At 71.1% G+C, this 22099-nt stretch carries 10 protein-coding genes and 2 pseudogenes; 6 read left to right on the forward strand and 6 right to left on the reverse strand.

The window, feature by feature from the left end; all coding sequences use genetic code 11:
• Nucleotides 1–113: 113 nt before the first annotated feature.
• Together AB0G63_RS18745 and AB0G63_RS18750 are read right to left on the reverse strand one after the other, a co-directional pair.
• On the reverse strand, nucleotides 114–5006 hold the full coding sequence (locus AB0G63_RS18745) for a DNA-binding protein (protein ID WP_360751398.1): 4893 nt from the start codon (nucleotides 5004–5006) through the stop codon (nucleotides 114–116).
• 14 nt (nucleotides 5007–5020) lie between these two features.
• The gene (locus AB0G63_RS18750; RefSeq protein WP_360751216.1) at nucleotides 5021–5887 is read right to left on the reverse strand and encodes a DUF4132 domain-containing protein; all 867 of its coding nucleotides are present in this window, start codon (nucleotides 5885–5887) and stop codon (nucleotides 5021–5023) included.
• A gap of 390 nt (nucleotides 5888–6277) precedes the next feature.
• On the opposite strand from AB0G63_RS18750, the gene AB0G63_RS18755 reads away from it, so the two are divergent.
• Complete coding sequence (locus tag AB0G63_RS18755) at nucleotides 6278–6739, forward strand: pyridoxamine 5'-phosphate oxidase family protein (protein ID WP_360751219.1); 462 nt, start codon at nucleotides 6278–6280, stop codon at nucleotides 6737–6739.
• Between the two features lie 176 nt (nucleotides 6740–6915).
• On the opposite strand, the pseudogene AB0G63_RS18760 reads toward AB0G63_RS18755, so the two are convergent.
• Nucleotides 6916–7506: pseudogene (locus AB0G63_RS18760) on the reverse strand (lytic polysaccharide monooxygenase); the annotation flags it as partial.
• Between the two features lie 528 nt (nucleotides 7507–8034).
• Here AB0G63_RS18760 and AB0G63_RS18765 point away from each other — a divergent pair.
• Nucleotides 8035–9627: a cellulose binding domain-containing protein gene (locus tag AB0G63_RS18765; RefSeq protein ID WP_360751222.1), complete on the forward strand. Its 1593-nt coding sequence runs from the start codon at nucleotides 8035–8037 to the stop codon at nucleotides 9625–9627.
• 198 nt (nucleotides 9628–9825) lie between these two features.
• Here the strand turns inward: AB0G63_RS18765 and AB0G63_RS18770 are convergent, their stop codons facing one another.
• The 3 genes from AB0G63_RS18770 to AB0G63_RS18780 all read right to left on the reverse strand — a co-directional run bounded on the left by AB0G63_RS18770 (nucleotide 9826) and on the right by AB0G63_RS18780 (nucleotide 14211).
• Nucleotides 9826–10677, reverse strand: coding sequence for a PRD domain-containing protein (locus AB0G63_RS18770; RefSeq protein WP_360751224.1), 852 nt, complete (start codon nucleotides 10675–10677; stop codon nucleotides 9826–9828).
• 123 nt (nucleotides 10678–10800) lie between these two features.
• On the reverse strand, nucleotides 10801–12900 hold the full coding sequence (locus AB0G63_RS18775; RefSeq protein ID WP_360751227.1) for a glucose PTS transporter subunit IIA: 2100 nt from the start codon (nucleotides 12898–12900) through the stop codon (nucleotides 10801–10803).
• 1134 nt (nucleotides 12901–14034) lie between these two features.
• Nucleotides 14035–14211, reverse strand: a complete 177-nt coding sequence (locus AB0G63_RS18780; protein WP_360751230.1) for a hypothetical protein — start codon at nucleotides 14209–14211, stop codon at nucleotides 14035–14037.
• 849 nt (nucleotides 14212–15060) lie between these two features.
• On the opposite strand from AB0G63_RS18780, the gene AB0G63_RS18785 reads away from it, so the two are divergent.
• The 4 genes and pseudogenes from AB0G63_RS18785 (at nucleotide 15061) to AB0G63_RS18800 (ending at nucleotide 22092) form a co-directional block, all read left to right on the forward strand.
• Nucleotides 15061–19095 (forward strand): amino acid adenylation domain-containing protein, encoded by a 4035-nt coding sequence (locus AB0G63_RS18785; RefSeq protein ID WP_360751232.1) that lies wholly within the window; start codon nucleotides 15061–15063, stop codon nucleotides 19093–19095.
• A 62-nt stretch (nucleotides 19096–19157) separates the two neighbouring features.
• Entirely contained in the window at nucleotides 19158–19766 is a 609-nt protein-coding gene (epsC, locus tag AB0G63_RS18790; protein ID WP_360751234.1) for a serine O-acetyltransferase EpsC, read from the forward strand.
• 442 nt (nucleotides 19767–20208) lie between these two features.
• Nucleotides 20209–21087 (forward strand): annotated as a pseudogene (locus tag AB0G63_RS18795) (ATP-grasp domain-containing protein); the annotation flags it as partial.
• Complete coding sequence (locus AB0G63_RS18800; RefSeq protein ID WP_360751401.1) at nucleotides 21082–22092, forward strand: cysteine synthase family protein; 1011 nt, start codon at nucleotides 21082–21084, stop codon at nucleotides 22090–22092. The pseudogene AB0G63_RS18795 and the gene AB0G63_RS18800, both read left to right, overlap by 6 nt.
• Nucleotides 22093–22099: the final 7 nt, after the last annotated feature.

The following is a 22099-nucleotide window of genomic DNA, read 5'->3' on the forward strand; positions in this document are numbered from 1 at the left end:
GGTTTCCTGCGGTGTGCTTCTCCCTGCTGGTGGGCCCGGCGGGCGGGGGGGCGGGGCGGGTGCGGGGGCACGGGGGCGGGGTGCCCGGCGCCCCGCTCACCGGCCGGGTGGGTTCAGCGGCGGCGTCCGCGGCTGCGCCCGACCTTCAGTTCCTCGAAGCGGGGCGCGTCTCCGTCCCGGACCCGCTGCCAGGCCCGGCGGAACAGGTCCGCGGCCGGCTGGGTCGGCACGAGGGCGGCGAAGGGGGTGTGCTCGCCGTTCACCGCGTCGTACAGCGGCAGCTTCCACCGTTCCAGGGGGAGGCGCGGGGCCGACCGCTCCACCCAGCCGCCGGGCAGGAACAGCGAGCGGCCCGCGCGGGCCCGGTCCGCGCCGATCACCAGGTCGGTGGCGGCGAGTTCGGTACGTGCCGCCTTCAGGCGGGCCGGTTTCCAGCCCGTCCAGCGCGCCGTCATCCGGTCGGTCGGGTCGGGCAGGGCGAGCAGCATCAGGTAGAGGGCGGCGGCGTCCTCGCCGATGCCGTACTCCCCGGCCGCCTCGGTCACCAGGTCCGGCACCGAGCGGGAGGGGTCCTGCGGCCACCAGGTGCCGTCCTTGCCGCGCTCCCCCGCGATCGGTTCGCCCGGGTCGGCGAGGAGCGCGGCGAAACGCGGGTCGCGCACCAGGCTCAGGGCCACCTCGGCCGCGTAGGGCCGCTGGCCGTCGACCCGGATCGCGGGCAGGTACGGGTCCTGGCCGGCCGCGTCGAGCAGCGCGACCCGCAGTCCGGGGGCGGGCTGGTCGTCGTGCGTGGGCAGGATCACCGCGCCATAGCGGACGAAGTTCTCGCCGGTCTCGGTGGGGGTGCCCGCGGTCTTCCGGAAGTCGGGGAGGCTGATGTACCGGCCGAGGTCGAGCACCAGGCCGGGGTGGGCGACCCGCTCGCGGACGGCGGTGAGCGCGGGCGGCAGTGCGGCGCGGAGCGGGTCGCCCGCGGGCAGCCGGTGGGCGAGCCAGGCGAGGATGTCCACGGAGCCGACGAGGGTCTGCTCGGTGAATCCGGGCGCGACGCCGACGGGCTGCACCCGGTCGCCCTTGACCGCCCACTCGAGGTCGCGGCTGAGGCGGGGTTCTCCGGCCGGGTCGAGCAGGGCGGGCAGGGCCTGCCGCACGTCCCACCGGGTGTGCTTGAGGACGCGTACGGCGTCGCCGAGGACGTCTTCGGGCAGGGCGGTCCGCCGGCCGACCGCCTTGTTCCAGACGTCGGCGGCGGCCCGCACGTCGGGGCCGTCGGTCCACAGCCGGGCGGGGTCGGCGGGCAGCAGCGCGCCGACCACCGCGGTCCGTACGTCGGCGTCGAGCGTGCCGAGTTCGTCCTTGGCCACGGCGGCCGGGGCTGCCTTGACGCCGATGAGGGCCCGTGTCTCGGCGGTCAGGAAAGTCCGCTGGTAGGTATCGACGTGGGGCAGGCCGGCCACGATCAGCCGGGCCGCCGTGTCGGTGACGCCGGTGAGCCGGGCGAACTCGGCGGCGGCCTCGGGGAACCAGGGCGCGGGTCCGCGGGCGGCCAGTTCCGTGAGGAGCCCGCGGAGGCGGCCGGGGTGCGCGTCCTCGCCCGGCGGGAGGCAGGAGACGAGGGTGTAGGGCTCGGGTGCCTCGAAGCGTCCCGTGGGGTCGTGGAAGAAGCCGTGGAAGGTGCAGTCGGCGTCGTCCAGCCGGCGGTCTCCCAGCAGGGCGAGGAAGGCGCCGCCGCCCAGCGGCAGCAGGCCGTTCCAGGCGCCGTCGCGCCAGTGGCCAGACGGGGTGCGCAGCGGTCCGCTGGGCAGGCGCACGGTCACCCTGCGCCAGCGGGCGGCCGCGTCGGGCGCGGTCAGGCCGAGCGTGTCGAACCCGGTCAGCAGTGCGCGGAGTACGTCGCGGTGCTCCTCACCGGTGACGGCGGACGCCGTGCGGTAGGCCAGCGCGGCGCTGCGGGCGAGGAGCGTGCCCAGGTGCGGGTCCGCCACATCGATTTCGACACCGTCCAGGTGGAGGTTCGTGGTGCGCTCCTCGGGCACGGCGTCGCCGGTGAGGCCTGCGGCCCGGGTGAGGGTCCGCAGGGCGCGGAAGGCGGTGTCCTTGCCTTCGTCGTGGTTCCACCAGGAGTGGGGGCGTACGCCCAGCCCGTTCATGGCGTCGCGGAGGGCGGTGTCGGAGGGGCCGGCCGGGCCGGCCGTCTCGGGGCCGGCTTCGAGGGCATGGGTGAGCCGTTGGGCCGCGGCGTCGAGGACGGTCTGCTGGCCGACGGCGTACCGCACGACGCCGGCGATGCCCGCGACGAGCGCCGGGTGGCTGACGGGCAGCAGGGCGCGGACGGCCTCGGGCAGTGCCTCGGTGTCGTCCTGGGCGGCGGCCGTGAGCAGGGCGGCGGCCGTGTCCCGGTCGATGTTGCGCAAGGCCTTGGAGGCGACCGGGTCGCGGGGGGTGAGGCTCTCCCAGTACTGGACGGGCGGCAGCAGCAGCGTGCCTTCGCCGAAGGCGCCGGGGGTGCGGTCGGTCTTGGCGACGGAGGTGACGATGCCGTCGGGGTCGACGATCTCCAGCTGCCAGTTGTTGCGGACGACGGCCCGGGCCCGGTCGTCGCCGGGGAAGACGACGAGGGCGGAGGGCGCGCCGGTGCCTGCGGGCAGGGTGATGCTGTGTCCGGCGAGGTCCTCGGCGCGCAGGGCGCCGCCGGGCAGTTCCACGACGCGCAGTCCGACGAGGCCGCCGACGGGCGCGCAGGCGGGGGCGGGGTCGGTCGTCGGCGCGGGCAGGAGCCGGCCGGTGAGGAACGTGCTGCCCTCGGGGGCGTCGCGCTGCGCGTCGGCGAGGAAGGCGGGCCGGCTCATGCGTCCGAGGTCGCCGGTGGCCGGGTCGTACTCGTACCAGTCGTGCGTCTGCGGGTCGTCGGAGCCTGCGTGCCACACCCAGTACGAGGAGCCGTCGAAGAGGAGCGGCAGGTCCTCGGGCACGGTGGTGTCGCCGGCGTGCAGGACGCCGGCGCCGGTGGTCCGGCCGCCGCCGGGCAGGGGCAGCGTGTGCGGCAGGGCGCCGCGGTACCAGTCCATCTCGGTGCTGCGGGTCCGCTCGGGTCCCTTGAGGGCGTGGACGTGGTCGGCGCGGGTGTGCCAGTAGCCGCGCAGGCCGTCCCGCCGGGTGCGCCAGTAGACCAGGAGTTCGCCGTCGACGAGGTGGAAGCCCGGGTCGCCGGAGGCTTCGTTCCCGGGGATGCGCAGATCGTGGGTGAGGAGGGTGCCGTCGGGGCCGATGACGCGGGCCTGTGCGGAGCCGGCGACGACGAGGTGGGGCCAGGCGTCCGCCACGAGGATGTCCTCGACGTTCGCCTTGGGCACGAGGGCGGCGGTCGCCTCCTCCCACGCGGGCCAGCCGAGTTCGTCGAAGAGTCCGGCTCGCAGGGTGCGTACGACGACGGGCGCCAGGTCGGTGGTGACGGCGGCGCGCACGTCCTCCTCGGCCAGTGCCAATGCCACGGCCGGGAGCCACTTGAGCCGGCTGAGCGCATCGGGCAGCTGGGGCAGGCCGACAACGGTGAAGTTCCGGGCGACCGAGCGCACCCATTCGGTGAGCAGGGGCCGGCCGCCGGGCGACTCGGCGAGCAGGCGGAGCGTACGGATTCCGTCCTCGTTGTTTGCGAGGCGGTCGGCGCCGCGGTGGAACGCCGGGTGGAACCGGGCGTCGGCGGACAGCGCGAGCAGGTCGCGCTGCCCGTCCTCCAGCGACCACTGCGACAGCGGCAGGGCCGCCCTGCCGTCCGGGGCGGCGACGGGGATGTCCAGGGACAGCAGCAGGTCGATCAGGTCGATGTCGTCGCTGACCGTCAGTTCCTTCCCGGTGGCGACGAGTTGCGCGCGCAGTGGGTCGGCGATCCGTTCCACCAGGGCGTAGAGCGCGGGCAGGCGGCCGGGGCGCCTCCAGCTGGCCGTCTGCTGGTGGAAGGCCAGGAAGCGTGCCGCCCAGCCCGCGGTGCCGTCGTCGGGCCGCTGGTCCTCGGGCAGCGACGTGTCCCACAGGCCGGCCGTGGCGCCGGAATCGTCCAGCAATCGCAGCCAGATCTCGGGCAGTTCGCTGTCGCGCCTGGCGGGCAGCAGGTTCAGCAGGGTGCCGCGGACCCGCGGTTCGCGGGTGGCGAGGGCCGCCAGGGCCGCGCGGTGTTCTCTCCACCAGCCGACCGGGGCCGACAGGGTGGCCTGGTGGCCGAGGAGTTCGGACAGGTAGTCCTGTTCGACCCGGTCCGCGTCCCGGTCGGCGGCGAGGGCCAGCTTGCGCAGGCTCTTGGCCATCTGGGTGGAGGGCGGCATGCCGCCGGCGGTCCGGCGCAGGCACAGGCGGGTGAAGCGCCGCAGCGCCTCGTCGGCCGGGAGCCGGGCGGCGAGTTCCTTGGCGTAGCCGGTGAGCACCGTCACCGGGAGCGCGCCGGCCAGCGCGAACTCCAGGAACACGGCGTCCAGTCGCTCCTCGTCGACGGGCAGTCCGTGCTGCGCCTCCGCCTTGCGGGCCCGTGTGAACATCTGCGCCGCGTAGTTGCTGTTCTCCTCGGCGAGGAAGACGCGTCCGACCTGTTCGTAGAAGACCGGCAGGAAGTGCGGTACGGATGCCGCGAGTTGCTCGCCCAGTTGCAGGCAGGCGTCCAGGGCCGCCTTGGGGCGCGACCGGGCCTGCCGGGCCGCGCGTTCGAGGTCCGGTACGACGGCGAGGGCGTGGTGTCCGTCCTCCGGGTGGTGCACCAGCACCCACTCGGGAAAGCCCAGCGACTGGCGCAGCCCCAGTCCCACGACGACCGGTTCCCGGTCCTGTTCCAGGCCGAGGTACTCGGCGGCGAGGTCCTCCGCGGCGCCCAGTTCACCGGCCACCAGCCGCACCACCACCCGGTCGTCGAGCCCGGGGTGGCGGTACGTCCGGGCGGTCAGCGGCACGGCCCGCTCTCCGGCGCCCCGCGTGTCCGGCGGGAGCACCGCGCCCGCCGTGAGTGCCTCCTCGTACTCCATCTGCGTTCCCCCGCTCACGTGTTCTTGCCTTCCTCGATCACACGGCCGGCGTACAGCGCCGCGGCCATCCGCATCCCCTCCGACCACGCCACCGGGCCCACCTCGGGCAGCGGCAGGGCGCGGCCGTCCCCGTCACGCCAGGTCAGGGTGCCGGTGGACACCGCGTCCTCCCAATAGGGCTCTCCGATCCACACGGACGCCTCGATCGTGGAGCCCGCGTCCCGGACCCGGGCGGTGGCGTAGCCGCCGCTGACGCGGTAGCCGAGTGACGTGGCGCGGGCGGCCAGGGCGAACCGGGAGCGGTAGGAGCCGCCGGAGAAGTCACCTATGTGGGTGGCCTTCGGGTCGAGGTCGGCGGGCCGGCGCCAGACGGCTCGGTGGATCTGCTCGACGCGCTGGACGATGCCCAGTTCGGCCGCGAACTCCCGGAGGTCGTCGAGGTCGGGCAGGGTGACGGGATGCGGCAGGGTGACCGTGGCCGCGGACAGCCGGACGGTCTCCCCGTCCAGGTCGACCACCTTCAGCTCACCGGACTCGGTCACCCCGCGCAGGAACCCGGCCTCGTCCGGGTCGTCGCCGGTCACCACCAGGTCGCACAGCGCCGACTGCCAGGCCTCGTCCGGCCACACCCGGGCCAGCAGGCCCGTGGGCACCGGCAGGGACGACACCATCCAGCTGTCGACCTGCGCCACGCACTGCGCGGCGTGCCGGTCCAGCCATTCGGCGAACCGTCGCAGCCGGTCCACCTCCGGGTGGTCCTTCAGCGCGCGCGGCAGGGACTTGAGCTGCCGTCCGGCCGCCCTCCCCTGTGTGGCGCGCGCCGCCACCCGTCCCTCCACCAGGGCGACCTCATACCCGTCACCCGCCGACAGCCAACCCACGAGCCCCCACCTTCGTACCAAGACATCACGAAGAAAGCACAGTTCACCGGGGTGATCCCGGCGCCAGTGCGACGATGGGGAGAACGTTAGGGGCGACCACTGACAATCGGACACCGGGTACCCCACCGGCGGCCCGCTCCCCAGGGATCATTCTCGGCGCAAGCCTCCCACATGTGCCGGGCGGGCAGCCGTGGAAGGCCCGGACCTGGGCCGGGCGGGCGGCCGGTCCGTCGGCCCGGCCACTGCGGAGACGGGCGTGACTGAGCACTTCAGCCGGCCCGCTGAGCGCCGAAGCCGGTCGTCCGAGCCGGAGCTGAGGGTTCATCGGTCGCTGGGAGTAGGCCCTGCGCCCCAGGCGCGCTCCGCGCCCGCTGGCTAGGGTCGGTCCTCATGGAGACCACGGGAATCGTTCACCGGCAGACCGCGGAGCGTGTGCGCGACACTCTGGAACGGCTCGCCACCGAGCGGGACGTATGGGTGTCGACGGCTCACCCCGATCATGGGCCGCACCAGGTGCCGCTGTGGTTCTCGTGGGACGGGCGAGCGGTGTGGATGTGCACCGGCGCCACTTCCGTGACTGCGCGGAACGTCCGCACGCAGCCGCGCGTGCGCCTGGCGCTGCCGGACACCTCCGACGTGGTGCTCCTCCAGGGTGAGGCGGAGTGCTTCCCGGACCAGGAGGTGCCCGGAGGCGCAGCGGAGGCCTTCGCCGACAAGTTCGGGTGGGATCCACGCGTGGAAGAGGGTTCGTTTGTGTACGTACGCGTGGTCCCGAGGACGGTGCGCGCATGGCGCGGCGAGCCCGAGCTACGCGGGAGAGTCATCATGCGCGACGGAATGTGGCTGGCATAGCCCATTTGTCGTTGTCCACGCGGTGCGACCGGGTCCGCCCGCCGCATGTCCAGGCCCTGGGCATGGCGCGACGGTGAGATCAGCTCCCTGCGCCACCGTGCGGCGGGGCGACGGAACCCGCCGGGGGGTGCCCGGCGGGTCCGGAACGGGGCGTCAGGCCGGGATCAGTATCAGTACGTCACCTCGCCGTTGCCGCCGTCGAAGACGATGTCGGAGCAGGAGTAGAAGTTCTCCTGGCTGTCCGAGCGGATCCAGTGGATGAACAGCTCATGCTGGCCGGTCTTGCCGCTCGGCAGCGTGAGGTTCCAGTAGTAGTGGCCTCCGTCCGAGCCGGGGCTGCCGGACTGCGGCGGGTTGGTGACGGACTTGATGAGGGTGAGGTCGTCCCAGGCCAGCAGCTTGGTCGGGGACCAGCCGTCGTTGGTGATGTAGACGTTGAACGTGCCCGGGTGGGCGGCCCAGTTGCTGTACTGCACCTGGATGGTCGAGCCCGCGGTCAGGTGCGTCTTGGGCCAGTCGGTGCGGGCCGCGTTGTACGAGGAGAAGTCGAACGGACCGGTGTGGCCGCCGCTGCAGATCTCGCCGTCCGGGATGAAGCCCTTGGTCCGTCCGCCGCCGTTGGACTCCAGGACGGCGAACCAGTTGTACAGCGGCGTGGTGCCGGTTGCCTTGACCGCGTCGGCGCAGGCCGGGTTGGCCGGCATCTGGGTGCTGCTGTGGGCGACCAGGTCCTTGTAGCACAGGTAGGTGCGCGAGCCCGGCACCATGGCGACGCCGTGGGCCGACGCGGGGGACGGCAGCAGGCTCAGGACGAGAGCGAGCAGCGCCGCTCCCAGCAGACTGAGCGCGCGGAAGGCGGGCATCGGGGAGCTGCGCCGACCGGTGCGTGGAATCTTCATGTGGGGGGTCTCCTCTGAGGTCATCCGACCGCGGGCGGGGACGACAGGCACCCGGCAAGCGCCGGTCAGGCACCGGTCGGACATCACACCGGTGACCTCCGGCAGGGCCGGAAGCGGACCGTCCGCGGGTGGTGCGACCGTGCGTGGCAGGCTCCCTCGCCACGCGCACAGCGGTCTGGGGGCCGACCGAGGCTGCATGCTGGGAGCGCTCCCACATACCGGTATAGCGCTGACCGGTGGTGCCGTAAACGCCCTGTGCGGACATTCCTGCACGGGGGGTGACCAGGTCCGGCTCCGGCCGCATTATTGGCATGAACCCGACCGGCGGTGCGCGGGGACCGCGAGGCCGGGCCAGTCGACGTGCCGGTCATCGGGTCCGGCATCAGGGAGGTCACCGTGATCACCGCCCCTCTCGCACGAGGCACCGGCCGGCGATTACTCATCACGGCGGTGTTCGCCGTACTGCTGCTCGCCTCGTCGTTCCTCAGCGGCCTGTCGTCCCCGTCCGCCGCCGCCGCGCCGGCGTCCGACGCGTCGGCCGGCCGCGCCGCCGCCGCGGACTCGTCGGACCACACCGGCAACGCCACGCACTTCGACGGCCTCGGATCGCCGTACGGCGGGTGCGGGGTACCGCAGGCGAATCTGGAGTCACAGAACTTCGTGGCGCTCAACGTATGGAACACGCCGGGCGACTACACCGGGCAGCCCACCCCGCGTCCCGTCCCGTCCAGCGGCGCCGGCAAGATGGGGCTGTTCGACAACGGCCACAACTGCGGCCGCTGGGTGCGGGTGACGATAGGCGACTACTGCACCGGCACCAACGACGGCGCGGCGGGCCAGGCGTTCTGCCGGAACGGGAACTGGACGTCGGACAAGTACAACGGCGCGACCCTGGACATGCTGGTCGCCGACAGCTGCGGCGACACCAACGCCTGGTGCCGGGACGACCCGTATCACCTGGACCTGGCCACCAACTCGCTGAACGCCTTCCAGCTCAACGGCCGGGCGGTGGCGGACATGTACCCCAACAGCTGGAACAACCGGCACATCTCCTGGTCGTTCATCCCGGCGCCCGGCTACTCCGGCGACATCTCGATCGGCTTCGTCCAGAACGCGGCGACATGGTGGCCCACCATCGACGTCACGCACCTGCCCAACGGCATCCACGGCGTGGAGTACTACGACGGCAGCGCGTGGGTGCCGGCCGGCATGGTCAGCGACCTGGGACAGCAGTACACGATCGGCCCGAACTCCTCGGGCGGATCGAGCTACACCATCCGGGTCCGTGACGTGGACGGCAACCTCGTCCAGGACGGCCGGACGTACACCTTCGCCATGCCGGGCTCCTGCTCTTCCGGATGCACCCGGCCGTACACCGGCGTCAGCTACACCACCGGCGGCAGCGGCAGCGGGTCGCTGGAGGCGCCGGCGAACCTCACGGTGACCGGCACCACCAGCAGCAGCGTCTCGCTGTCCTGGAGCGCCTCGTCCGGTGCCGCCGGTTACTACGTCTACCGCGACGGGCAGCAGGTGGGCAGCACCGCCGGCACGTCCTTCACCGACAGCGGCCTGTCCGCCTCGACCTCGTACACCTACACGGTCAAGGCCCACGACAGCTCGGGAGGCACATCGGCCGCCTCGGGCAGCGTTTCGGGGACCACCCAGAGCTCGGGGAGCGGTTCGGGCTCCGGCTGCACCGTCACCACCAAACTGGTCAACTCCTGGTCCGGTGGCTTCACCGCCGAGGTGACGGTCACCAACACCGGCACCTCCACCAGCAGCGGTTGGCAGGTCGGCTGGACCTGGCCCGGCGCCCAGAAGGTGACGACCGCCTGGAGCACCAAGCTGACGCAGTCGGGTTCCTCGGTCACGGCCTCGAACGTCGCCTACAACAGCGCCATCGCGCCTTCCGGCAGCACGACGTTCGGCTTCAACGCCGACGGAGACTCCTCCGGCCTGCCCGGCAACGCGGTCTGCACACTCAGCTGACCGGCGCGATCCCAGTAAGGGGGCGGGCGCGTGAGACCGCGCGCCCGCCCCGCGACCTGCCCGGGCACCCGCACGGCGGGACGGCGAGCGGCCGGACGCCGCATTCACAGCCGGTGCCAGGAGTTGCCTCGGGAGGGCGGAGCCGCGGTGGCCGGGGCGCCGGTCACGGGCCGGTGCCCCGGCTGCGGACCGTGGTCCTCACGCGGCGGTGCCGTCGGCGTCCATGGTCATGCGGGCGATGTGGAGGGCCAGGTAGGAGACCTCGTCCTCGGTCAGGCGCTCTCCCAGGCGCAGCTCGACGATGGTGGCGAGTTGCTGGGCGGTGTGGGTGGCGACGGGGTAGTGCTGGCGGATGCCTTCGCCGAGGGCGACTTCCTGGCCTTTGAGCTGGCGGTGCTGCTGGATGCGGACGAAGAGGTAGCGGACGTGGGTGATGAAGCGGGCCGCGCTCATGGAGTCGTGGGAGACGTCCAGTCCGTAGCGTTCCCGTACGACGGCGAGCATCTGCTGGATGACGCCGGTCATCGTGTAGGTGAAGGACAGGTCGCCGGAGACGAAGCCGGCGTTGACCAGGTGCAGGGCGAGGGCGGTCGCCTCGGAGGCCTCCAGTCTCGGGTGGATGTGCTTGTTGATGGCCTGCAGCAGGAGCCGGGCCTGGGCGTACTCGGTGGCGTAGAGGGTCTGGACCTCGGCACGCAGCGGGTAGTCGACGGTGATGCCGCGGGCGGCGCGGTCCAGGGCTCCGGCGACGTGGTCGGCGAGCGCGATGGCGAGGGTGGGCCGGGTGGAGTCGGGCTTCTCGATGCCGGTCTCGCTCAGGGCGCTCACGACGGCCTGCAGGACGTCCTGGCTGATGAGGGCGAGGGCCTCGGCGAGATGGTCGGGGTCACGGCCGTCGACGGGGACGAAGACGCGTTCGATCAGCGCGGGGTCCACGCGTTTGCCCGGGCGGGAGCTGAAGCCGATGGCGCGCCCGGTGAGGATCACCTCCTGGCCGTTCTCCTCGCGCGCGAGGACCACGTTGTTGTTCAGGACCCGCAGCGCCTTCACCGCCGGTCCTCCTTTCTGTCCGTGCCTCGTCCCCCTGTCCGGCCCCCATCCTGCCCAAGACGGCGCGGCGCGTGCACCTGTCACGTGGGGTGACGGGCGCACGCGCCGGATGGGTGGCGGGTGTCAGCGCCGCACGGTGACCACAGGGGTGCCGGGGGTGACGTCGTGCCCGGTGTGGGGCTCGACGGAGGCGAGCTCCGCGGTGTTGATGACGGTCATGAGGGTGACGGTCGGGTGCTCGGCGGCGCGTACGGCGTCCAGGTCGACCTCGGCGAGGAGGTCGCCGACGGTGACCTTCTGGCCGGGCTTGACGCGGACGTCGAAGCCTTCCCCGTTCATCTGGACGGTGTCGATGCCGATGTGGATGAGGATCTCGATGCCGTCCGCGGTGCGGATGCCGAAGGCGTGGCCGGTGGCGGCGACGGTGACCAGCTCGCCGTCGACGGGGGCGACGATGTGGCCGTCGGCCGGCTCGATGCCCACGCCCTCGCCGAGCGCACGGGACGCGAAGACCGGATCCCCGACCTCGTCGAGGGCGACGACACGGCCCGCGACCGGGGCCGCGACCTCGATGCCCTTCCCCGCGGCCGGGCCGTCGACAGCGGCCGCGGAGCCGGCGGCAGCGTCCGGGGCGGCGGCGCCGACGGTGACGAGTTCGCGCTGGTCGGCCGCCGCTGCCTCACCGTCGGCGGCGGCAGCCGCGGTCTCCGCGCGGGCGGCGGCCTCGGCGGCGTCGCGCTCGGCGTTGGCCTGGGCGCGCTCCTCGGGGGTGCGGTAGTCGGAGACGTAGACGAGGACCATGGCGGTGACGAAGGCCGCGCTGATCGCGATGAGGTAGACGGCCGCCGGGGAGAACACCGGGATGGTCAGCAGGGAGGTGAAGGCGAAGACCTTGGTGTCCACGCCGCCCAGCACGCCCACGATCACACCGCCGACGGCGCACCCGACCAGCATGCGGGGGTAGATCCGCTTGAAGCGCAGGTGGATACCGTAGAGGGAGGGCTCGGAGATGCCGCCGAACAGGCCCGCGGCCAGCGCGCCGACCGCGGTCTGCCGCATCGTCGGCTCACGGTGACGGATGGAGAGCAGCAGCACACCGGCGGTCGCGCCGAAGCAGGCGAAGTTCCATGCGCCCATCGGACCCTGGATGAAGTCGTAGCCGATGGTGTTGATGTTCTGCAGCATGAGCGCGTTCAGCGGCCAGTGCAGGCCCAGCGGCACCAGGAACGGGTACAGCAGCGGGATGATGATCGCGAAGACGATCGGGGCGTTGCTGTTCAGCCAGGCAAGGCCCGAGCCGATGCCGTTGCCGGCCCAGACGCCCAGCGGGCCGATGAGGAACGCGGTCACCGGGATCATGATCAGCATGCTGAAGAACGGCACGAACACCAGTTGCAGGTTCTCCGGGAAGATCCGCTGCAGACGCTTGTAGACCAGCGCGAGCAGGGCCACCATCAGCAGCGGCACGAACACCTGGCCACCGTAGTCGTTGAGCTGCATCGGCAGCCCGAACACGTGCGCGACGGACTCACTGGTCCCCAGCGTCCTGTTGGTGGTGGTGGTGACGCCCGGGACCTTCGAGCCGATCATGCCGGTGAAGTTCGGCGTCATCACGGCGGCCATCACCGTCGCGCCCACCCACGGGTCGATCTTCAGCTTCTTCGCCGCGTTGTAGGCGACCATGATGGGCAGGAAGTACAGCACCGACCGCCACATCGCGTCCACGAACACCCAGCTCGCGGACTTGTCCGCGGCCCGGAAATCGACCGCGCCCACCGCGTCCAGGACGGAGGCGATCGCGATGATCAGGGAGGCGCCCAGCAGCACGCCCAGCAGCGGGCGGAACGAGTCCGACAGGTACTCGAAGAAGTTGTCCAGCCACGCGAACCGGCCGCGGCCCTTCGCGCGGATCGCGGCCTTCACCTCCGCGTCCGACTGCGGGCGCGCGCCGGCCTTGCTCATCGCGGGCAGGTTCACGATGTTCGCGTAGACGCCGGCGACGGCTCCGCCGATCACGATCTGGAAGCGGTCGCCGGACTGCGGCACGGTGCCCATCACGCCGTCGAGGGCGTCGAGGGCGGCCTTGTCGACCTTCGTGCCGTCATGAAGCTGGAAACGCAGCCGCGTCGCGCAGTGCGTGAGGCTCTCGACATTCTCCGGTCCGCCCACACCGCGGAGGATCTCCTCCGCCAGTGCACCGGCCCCGGCAACGGGTGTAGTCATGATGCGTCCCTGCATCCCTGTTTTCTCGCCGTCCTGCTTCGGTCCACGACCTCTCACACCAGGATTCAGGCAACAAAAAAGGCCCAGGTCACGCCAACGGCGTGACCCAGGCCTTGCCTTCCCTCAAACAGATGCCGACCGTGGCACCGCATACAGCGATGACGACGACAGCCTCAGGAAGTAACAATCCTGTGATCAAGATCGATCAACTTCACCCTAGCACCGGCCACACCGACCCCTCGATACGAGCGTTCTGTAATCTCCGCCACACCACTGCGCCCCCAGGGTGAGAGCATCTGACGCCGGCTCAACGCCGGGCCGGTCCCCAAGGGGGTATCCGGCCGCCTACAGCCGGTGCCCCACGCCCGGCGCCCGGCCGGTTCGGTGCGGCTCCAGCCCGGCTCCACCGCGCACGCCCCGGACGTGGGGCCGGACCACCACGTTCGACACCGTGCTGCACGCACCAGCACGCTGTCGCGAGCCCACGCTCCCGCCTCCTGCAGGGGCGGCTCGCCCGCGGCGCCGAGGCATCCGTCGCCGTCCTCGGCAAAGACCGCCCGAGCCGGGTCGGGTTCTCGATCCGGCTCGGGAGTGCGGAAGGAGGTTTGACGATCGCCCCGCAGCAGCGTGGGGGGTACATGCACTGGACGGACCGGGCCATCGACATCGACGGCGAACCCGTCGCCGTGCCGGACGCCTACCGCACCGCCCCTCCCGGAGTCCCGCCCGGCCCGGCGGCACGGATCGCGGCGCTGTACCAGGACTTCGCCCAAGCACTGGCGAACACCGGCATCCCCGCCCGGGCTTCGCCGACGCACTGCGACAGCACCGCGTGCTCGCGGCGGTCCAGCGCTCGACGGAAAGCGGCGCGGTCGAGCGCATTGCCGTGGAGTAGATCCGGGACCGGGCCGCGGCGAGGCGGCGTTCGAGCGTCGGACAGGGCCGACGCCTCCGGACCCGGAAGGGCAGCAAGGCACCGATTCCGATGGGGTGGCCGGCCCGGCCGGACCGGCTGCCCAGCGGCGCATGCCGGGATTCATCGCCGCCTTGGCACGGCGGGCGAACAGGCCATCGTGATCCCGGCGCGGAATGCCGCCGGTGACTGCCGGGACCCGCGAACGCCGCCCCGGGCTCCTACGGCGTTCCCACGCCGGTCATGCGCGCGGTGCCCGAGAACAGCGTCGCCCCATCGCCTTCAATGGCGGGGCCGGGTGCCACCGCTGCTGCAAGCGCGGGCCTGCCGGTGGAACGGCGCTGGGCCCGGCGGGAGTCGAGCAGTTCCGGCGCCGCGTGGCCGTCGACCACGACCACGGGCTTCCAGCCACTGGCTGCGGTCTGCGGCTGGCCGGTTCACGGTACTCAGCCGCTGCTTCGACGAGAAGATTTCGACGCCAAGGCGGTCCCAACTCGCTTGGTGGCGACCTCTGTTGCAACTCCATGAACGCTTCTTCACGGCCCCGGCATCATCGGCCGACGGCAGCACGCCGCTGGCTGCATCAGAAATTCACTGCCGCAGACGGTCACAGACGTCCGCACGTCGACGGATGATCGGCCGGCTCGCGTCCACTGTCATGAACCTGGCCGCCGTAGACCAGTCGGACGGGGGCCCCTCTACATCACATCGGCCGGCGAACAACCGGAGCAACATCCCCCTCTTTGCATCTCGTAACACTTCAGCCATTCCGGCCTGGCCGAGAGAGAAGCGGCGACAACAGACCCAAAAGGGATGAGCGGGTCTGTTTCCCGATCTCGCGTCGGCCATCTCCATCGTGTACGTTCCGATCGATCGCAGAGATGACTGACTTGTTTCGGCCTGTGCAGCGCCCTCCGGAAAGAAGGTGCGAGATCGTCACGGGCCACGGATTGGTTGGGGGAGGCGTAAAAGGCATGTCCGAACGACCCCTTGAGCGAACGCAGATCCCCTGTGGGCGATGTAGGCACATGCCCTGAGCGCCGGCCTGGCACGGCGGTGCCGGCGGGTTGTTTCCAGCGACCGTTCACGTGAACGTCGTATGTTTTCCGACTGCTTCCGTCCAAACCGAAGCCCATCACCGATCGCGCTTCTCTCATGCCTGAATTCCCAGGCGGGTTACGCGCGTCGACTCAAATGACGAATTCCAGGTTCGAAGGATGATGGCGAAACTAGCGGGGTCCGAGGAATTGTCCCTGTCAGACATGCTGCGCGCGGCCACCCTCGCCCAGCCCGACCGGACTGCCGTCTCCTGCGGCACGGAGCGGCTGACCTTTCAGCAGCTCAGTGAGCGCAGCGAGAACATGGCTGACCACCTACGGCAGCTCGGTGCGGCGGCCGGCGAACCAGTCGGCATCTTCATGGAGCCGTCCGTCGACCTCATGGTGAGTGTCTGGGGCGTCCTCCACGCAGGCGCCGCCTACCTGCCGCTGTCGCCGGAGTACCCGGACGAGCGGGTGCGCTACATGGTCGCGGACTCACAGACCAAGGTCATCCTGACGAACGAGTTCTTAGCTTCCCGGCTGGCCGCGATGACACCACGGGGGACGAAGATCGTCACCGTCGCCCAGGCCCAAGCCCGCCCGGAAGCCGAGCCGGACACCGGGACCGGCACACCGTCCGCCCCCGTGCCTGCGCAGGGCGACAGCCTCGCATACGTCATCTACACCTCGGGGAGCACCGGCAACCCCAAGGGCATCGGCATCGAACATCACAGCATCGTCAACCAGATGCGCTGGCTGGCCGACGAACAGGGGCTGGACGAGCGCAGGACGGTGCTGCAGAAGACGCCGCTGAGTTTCGACGCGGCCCAGTGGGAGATCCTCGCACCGGCCTGCGGCAGCAGCGTGGTGATGAGCGAACCGGGCCTCTACGCCGACCCCGGCGGGCTCATAGACCTGATCGTGGCGAACAGGGTGACCACCCTTCAGGGCGTGCCGACGCTGCTGCAGGCGCTCGTCGACACCGGGCGGCTGTCCGACTGCACCTCCCTCACCCACGTCTTCAGCGGCGGTGAGGCGCTCACCAGGAGCCTGGCGATCGAGCTGCTCGACGCGTTGCCGGACACGGAACTGGTCAACCTGTACGGTCCGAGCGAGTGCACCATCAACGCGTCGGCCCACACCGTGGACCGCGGCACCGTCCAGCACAGTCCCGACCACATCTCCATCGGCCGGCCGGTCCGGGGCATGAGCTTCCACATCCTCGACGCCGCCCGTCGGCCTGTGGCGCACGGTGAATCGGGTGAACTCCACATCGCGGGACCGCAACTCGCCCGCGGGTACCTGAACAACCCTGAGCTGACGGCGGAACGATTCATACCCAACCCGTTCTCCACCGGCCCCGAATCCGCCCGCCTGTACCGTACCGGCGACCTGGCCCGGTGGAACGACGACGGCACCGTGCAATTCCTCGGCCGTACCGACAGCCAGGTCAAGCTGCGCGGCTTCCGGGTCGAGCTGGACGAGATCAAGGTGTCCATCGAGAAGCACGACTGGGTGAAGCGGGCCGCCGTCCTGGTCCGGGAGGACGCCAGAATCGGCGCCAACCTCATCGCCTTCATCGAGCTCGACCCCCAGCGGGCCGCGTTGATGGACCAGGGCAACCACGGCGCCCACCACCAGTCGAAGCAGAGCAGGCTTCAGCTCAAGGCACAGCTCGCGAACCTGGGTGTCCGTGAGGAAGACGGAGCGCCAGTCGTCGAGTTGCCTGGGCGTTCGGCGACGACCCGGCAGCGGCGCACGGTGTTCGCCCGCAAGACGTACCGCTTCTACGAAGGGGGCGCGGTCACCCGGGCCGACATCTTGGACCTGCTCGCCCGCCCGGCTGAGCAACCGGCCACGCCCCGGGACCCGGACACCCTGACACTGTCCGAACTCGGCACCTTGTTGCGCCATTTCGGACAGTTCACCAGCGGTGAACGGCTGCTGCCCAAATACGGGTACGCCTCCCCCGGCTCGTTGTACGCCACGCAGTTGTACCTGGAGCTGTCCGGCATCGCGGGCCTCGAACCGGGCTACTACTACTACCACCCGATCGGCCACCAGCTCGTGCTGATCAGCCCCGCTCCGGTCGGCGCGCCGAGACTGCGCGTCCACTTCATCGGGCGCCGGTCGGCCATCGAGCCTGTCTATCGCAACAACATCCAGGAAGTCCTGCAATTCGAAGCCGGCCACATGGTCGGCCTGTTCGACCAGGTCCTCCCCGAGTACGGGCTGCGGATCAACGCCCGCCCGGGAGCGCCCGAAGTCAAAGACGTCCTGCGCTGCCCGGACGAGGACTACTACCTGGCCACGTACGAGGTGGAGACGGCCGCTGCCCCGGCCGTCGGCAGCCCGGTGGAACTGTACGTGCAGGCCCATCCCGACCGGATCGCCGATCTGGACCGCGGCCAGTACCGGTATGACGGCGCCGAGCTGGTGCGCGTGTCCGACCGCCTGATCCGCAGGCGGGACGTGATCGCCATCAACCAGGAGGTCTACGACCGCGCGAGCTTCGGGATCAGCATGATCGGCCACGCGTCCGAACCCTGGCAGCGCTACGTCGACCTCGGCCGGGAACTGCAGCGCCTCCAGATGAACGGCCTCGACCTCGGGCTGATGTCCTCCGGCTACAGCTCGGAGACCGGCAACCCCCTGCCGTCCGCCCGGCGCATCGCGGACATCGCCGGCATCGGCCCGGACGCGGCCTCCTACTTCGCCGTCGGCGGCCGCATCAACGCCGAGCAGCGGCTCAGCGAAGGCATGAAGGAGGACTCCGTCCACATGCGCGGGCCGGCCGAGATCATCAAGGACAACCTCGCCGAATCCCTTCCTCCGTACATGGTGCCCAACCGGGTCACCGTGCTGGACTCCTTCCCGCTCACCCCGAACGGCAAGATCGACCACCAGGCCCTGCGCGAGCTGGACAAGGCCGCCGTGGACGACACCGATGCGCCGGTCGTCCCCCCGCGTACGCCCACCGAGGAGGCCATCGCCGCGCTGTGGGGCAAGGTGCTCAGGCAGGAGCGGGTCTCCATCCGGGACAACTTCTTCGCCGCCGGGGGCCACTCGCTGACGGCGGTCAACCTGGTGGGCCGGATCAACCGGGAACTCGGCAGTTCCCTGCCGCTCCAGGTGCTGTTCGACGCGCCGACCATCGCCGAGCTGGCCAGGCGCGTCGACCGTGAGCCGGCGACCGAGCTGCCCAGGCTGGTGCGGCTGCGAGCCGGCGACGGCGGCCGGCCGGTCTTCTGCTGGCCCGGGCTGGGCGGCTACCCGATGAGCCTGCGGCTGCTGGCCGGCAGGCTGGAGCTGGACCGGCCGTTCCTCGGTGTCCAGGCCTCCGGTATCAACGCGGGCGAGATCGCGTACCCGACGTTCGACGAGATGGTCGCCAAGGACATCGAACTCATCCGGCAGGTCCAGCCGGCCGGCCCGTACACCCTGTGGGGTTACTCCTTCGGGGCCCGGGTCGCGTTCGAGGCGGCCTATCAGCTGGAGCGAGCGGGCGAGCGGGTCGACGAGGTGATCCTGATCGCCCCGGGCAAGCCGCCCGTGGAGATCCGCGACGAGACGCCCACCGGGGCCGCGGTCAGCTTCACCGACAGCACCTTCGTCTCGATTCTCTATTCGGTGTTCGCCGGAAACCTCGAGAAGTCGGCAGTCGACGCGTGCCTGGACGCGACCCGCGACGAAGAATCCTTCATCGCGTTCGTCTGCGGCCGGTTCGAGCACCTGGAACGTGAACTGGTGCGCAGGATCGTCGGCGTGGTGCGGCAGACCTTCCTCTTCGAGTACGCCCCTCACGAACTGGCCGAGCGCAGCGTCACGGCACCGATCACCGTGTTCCGGGCCAAGGGCGACCAGGATTCCTTCATCGACTCCACCCACGCGGTTTCGCGCGCGCCCCTCAGGGTCAGCCAACTCAGCGCTGATCACTACGAACTGCTGCGCACGAACGGAATAGCCGAACTCGTCACCGCCATTCAGGCCGCACGACTCCCCAGAAAGGCCATCGGAGTGCCCCACGTCAGCATCAAGCATTTCCCGAACGACCTCGAAGCCGACCAGATCTCAGTCCTCGTCGACGCGATCACCAGCGCGGTCCGGACCGCGTTCTCGGTAGACGAAGGCGCCGTGTCGATCGCCCTCGAACCGGTGGCCCAGGAGGCCTGGACCGAGCGGGTGTACATACCGGAGATCGTCAAAGGCACCGGAAACCTGGTCAAAGCCCCGAACTACTGAAGCCTTCCATCGAATTCGACGGTGCCACCGGAAATCCAGGCCATGAAATTGCGGAGGATCGCATGCGCAGAGTGATCACCAGGGCGGCGGAAGACCTCTCCGTGATCGTCGCGCGGGACCCGTCGGTCCGCACCCGCGCGGAGGCGCTGCTGCATCCCGCACTGCCCGCGCTGTGGACCCACCGGGTGGCACATGCCTTGTACACGCGTGGGCACCGTCAGCTCGCCCGGATCCTGGCCTACCTGGCCCGCGCGGTGACCGGCGGCATCGAGATCCATCCGGGAGCGACGCTGGGTCGGCGCGTGTTCATCGATCACGGGGCCGCCGTGGTCATCGGGGAGACGGCCGAGGTCGGCGACGATGTCACGATCTTCCATCAGGTCACGCTGGGCGCGGTCGGCTGGTGGCGGGACGGGCGCCGCGAGCCCGGTGCCCGCCGGCATCCGGTCGTCGGCAACCGGGTGGTGCTCGGCACCAACGCGATCGTTCTCGGTCCGGTCACCGTCGGCGACGACGCGTTGATCGGCGCCGGTTCGCTCGTACTGGGCGATGTGCCCCCGGGCGCCCGGGTGATGGCCCCCGCGGCCGAGGTCGTGCCGCGGCTGTCGGCCGCGGATCGCGAGGAGGCGGATCAGTTGCTGCGCGCGCTGGCCACCTCCGGGTGCTGGTGACGGCCCGCCCGGTTCCGTTCCCCGTTCATCGTTCGCTGTTCGTCGTTTCAGCCGACCACGGGTCGGCATGCCAACGGAGGCACAGATGATTCACGTCGGTGTCGTGGAGAGCAACCTCTCCGGATCCGGCTTCGAAGGCCTGCAGATCATCAAGGGACTCGACTCCCGCGTCACCTTCTTCACCCGTGACCTGGACCGGTACCTGGAAGTGCCGGGCGGGCCGGCCTACTTCGACAACTACGTCGACGAGATCGTCCACTGCGAGACGAACATCCTCGAGGAGCTCCTGCCGCACGTGCACGCGGCCGGGGCCGAGCATCCCTTCGACGCGTTCCTGACCCTGGCGGAGTACGACGTGGTCGTGGCGGCCCAGGTGGCGGTCCACCTCGGACTCCCCACGGTCAGCGTCGACGGCGTCGCGACGGCACGCAACAAGGCGTTGATGCGCCGACGGTGCGCCGAACTCGGCGTCGCGATACCGGCGTTCCGTACCGTGCAGACCCCCGCCGAGGCCGAGACCGCCGCGGCGGAGATCGGCCTGCCCTGCGTGGTGAAGCCGGCCGACGAGACCAGCAGCGCCGACGTCCGGCTGGTGGAGACGCCGGCGCAGGCCGCCGAGCATGTCGCGCTGATCCGCTCCCGGGTGGAGAACACCCGCGGCCAGGCCCGCTACCACGAGCTGATGGTCGAGGAGTACCTGAGCGGTCCCGAGGTCAGTGTGGAAGTGCTGGCCGACGGCGACCGGTACGAGGTGTTCGGGGTGACCGACAAGTCGGTCACCGGTCAGGGCTACTTCGTCGAGCTGGCCCACACCTTCCCGTCCAGTCTGCCCGAGCCGGTGGTGCGTGCCTGCGGCGACCTGGCCGTGGAAGCGCTCCGTGCGGTCGGGTTCGACCTGGGCATGGCCCATGTCGAGATCAAGGTGACCGACTCGGGGCCCAAGCTGATCGAGATCAACCCGAGGCCCGCCGGCGGCAAGATCACCTACCTCGTCGACCGCGCTCTCGGCATCCAGTCCCTGGAGCTGGTGGCCCGCCAGTACCTCGGGCAGCCGCTGCCGGCCCAGGTGCTGCCCGAGCGGCCGGTCGGCGGCGCCGCCATCCGCTACCTGACCGCGCGCCCCGGCCGCGTCGTGTCGGTCAGCGGCCGGGAGCGGGCTGCCGCACTGCCCGGCGTCGAGGAGGTCGTCGTCAAGCCCAAACCGGGTTCCGTGGTGCGGGAGTTGCGCCGCAACGGTGACCGCGCCGGTCATGTGCTGGTGGTGGCCGAGACCGCCGAGCTCGCGGCGCGCACCGCGGAGGCCGCCGCGCAGGAGATCAGCATCCGGACCGAGCCGGTCAGCCGCCGCCCGGTCGCCGACTCCCTGGTCGACCTGATCGGCGGTACGCCGCTGCTGCGGCTGCCGGTTCACCGCGTGGTGGACGGTGCCCCGGGCGATGCCGAGGTGCTGGCGAAACTGGAGCTGTTCAATCCCTGGTCCAGCAGCAAGGACCGGGCCGCGCTGTCGATGCTGCGCGGCGCCGAGGAGCGGGGGCTGCTCACCCCGGGCGACGGCACCGTGATCGAGGCCACCTCGGGCAACACCGGCATCTCGCTGGCCGCGCTGGCGGCGGCCCGCGGCTACCGCTGCGTCATCGTGCTGCCGGACAACGCCACCCAGGAGCGGGTGGCCATGCTCCGGTCGCTCGGCGCCGAGGTGGTGCGAACCCCGCACACGGGCGGTTACCAGGCCGCGGTCGACAAGGCCGAGGAACTCCACCGGCAGACCCCCGGGTCGTGGTTCTGCTGCCAGCACGACAACCCGGACAACACACGCGCGCACTACGAGACGACCGGCCCGGAGATCTGGAACGACGCCGACGGACAGATCGACGTGTTCGTCTGCGGAGTGGGCACCGGCGGCACGCTCAGCGGGGCGGGGCGGTACCTGCGCGAGAGCCATCCCGCGGTCCGGATCGTGGCGGTGGAACCGGCGGGCTCGCCGCTGCTGTCCGGCGGCGAGCCCGGCACGCACACCATCCCCGGCTTCAACGGCGGCTTCATCGCGCCCACCACGGAACGGGGCCTCATCGACGAGGTGATCGCGGTCTCCGACGCGGACGCCCTGAACACCACCCGGCGGCTCGCGCTGCGCACCGGCCTGATGGTCGGTGTCTCGGCCGGCGCCGTCGTTCACGCCTCCGGTGTCCTGGCGGCCCGTCCGGAGTACCGGGGACGACGCATCGTGACCCTGCTGCCCGACACCGGCGAGCGGTACCTGAGCCTGCTCGGCCGCGAGGCCGAGCAGGTACCGGCAGGGGTTGCCGACGACGGCGGTGCCCGGTGACGGCGCC

The sequence above is a fragment of the Streptomyces sp. NPDC020996 genome, assembly GCF_040641355.1.
GTDB lineage: Bacteria > Actinomycetota > Actinomycetes > Streptomycetales > Streptomycetaceae > Streptomyces.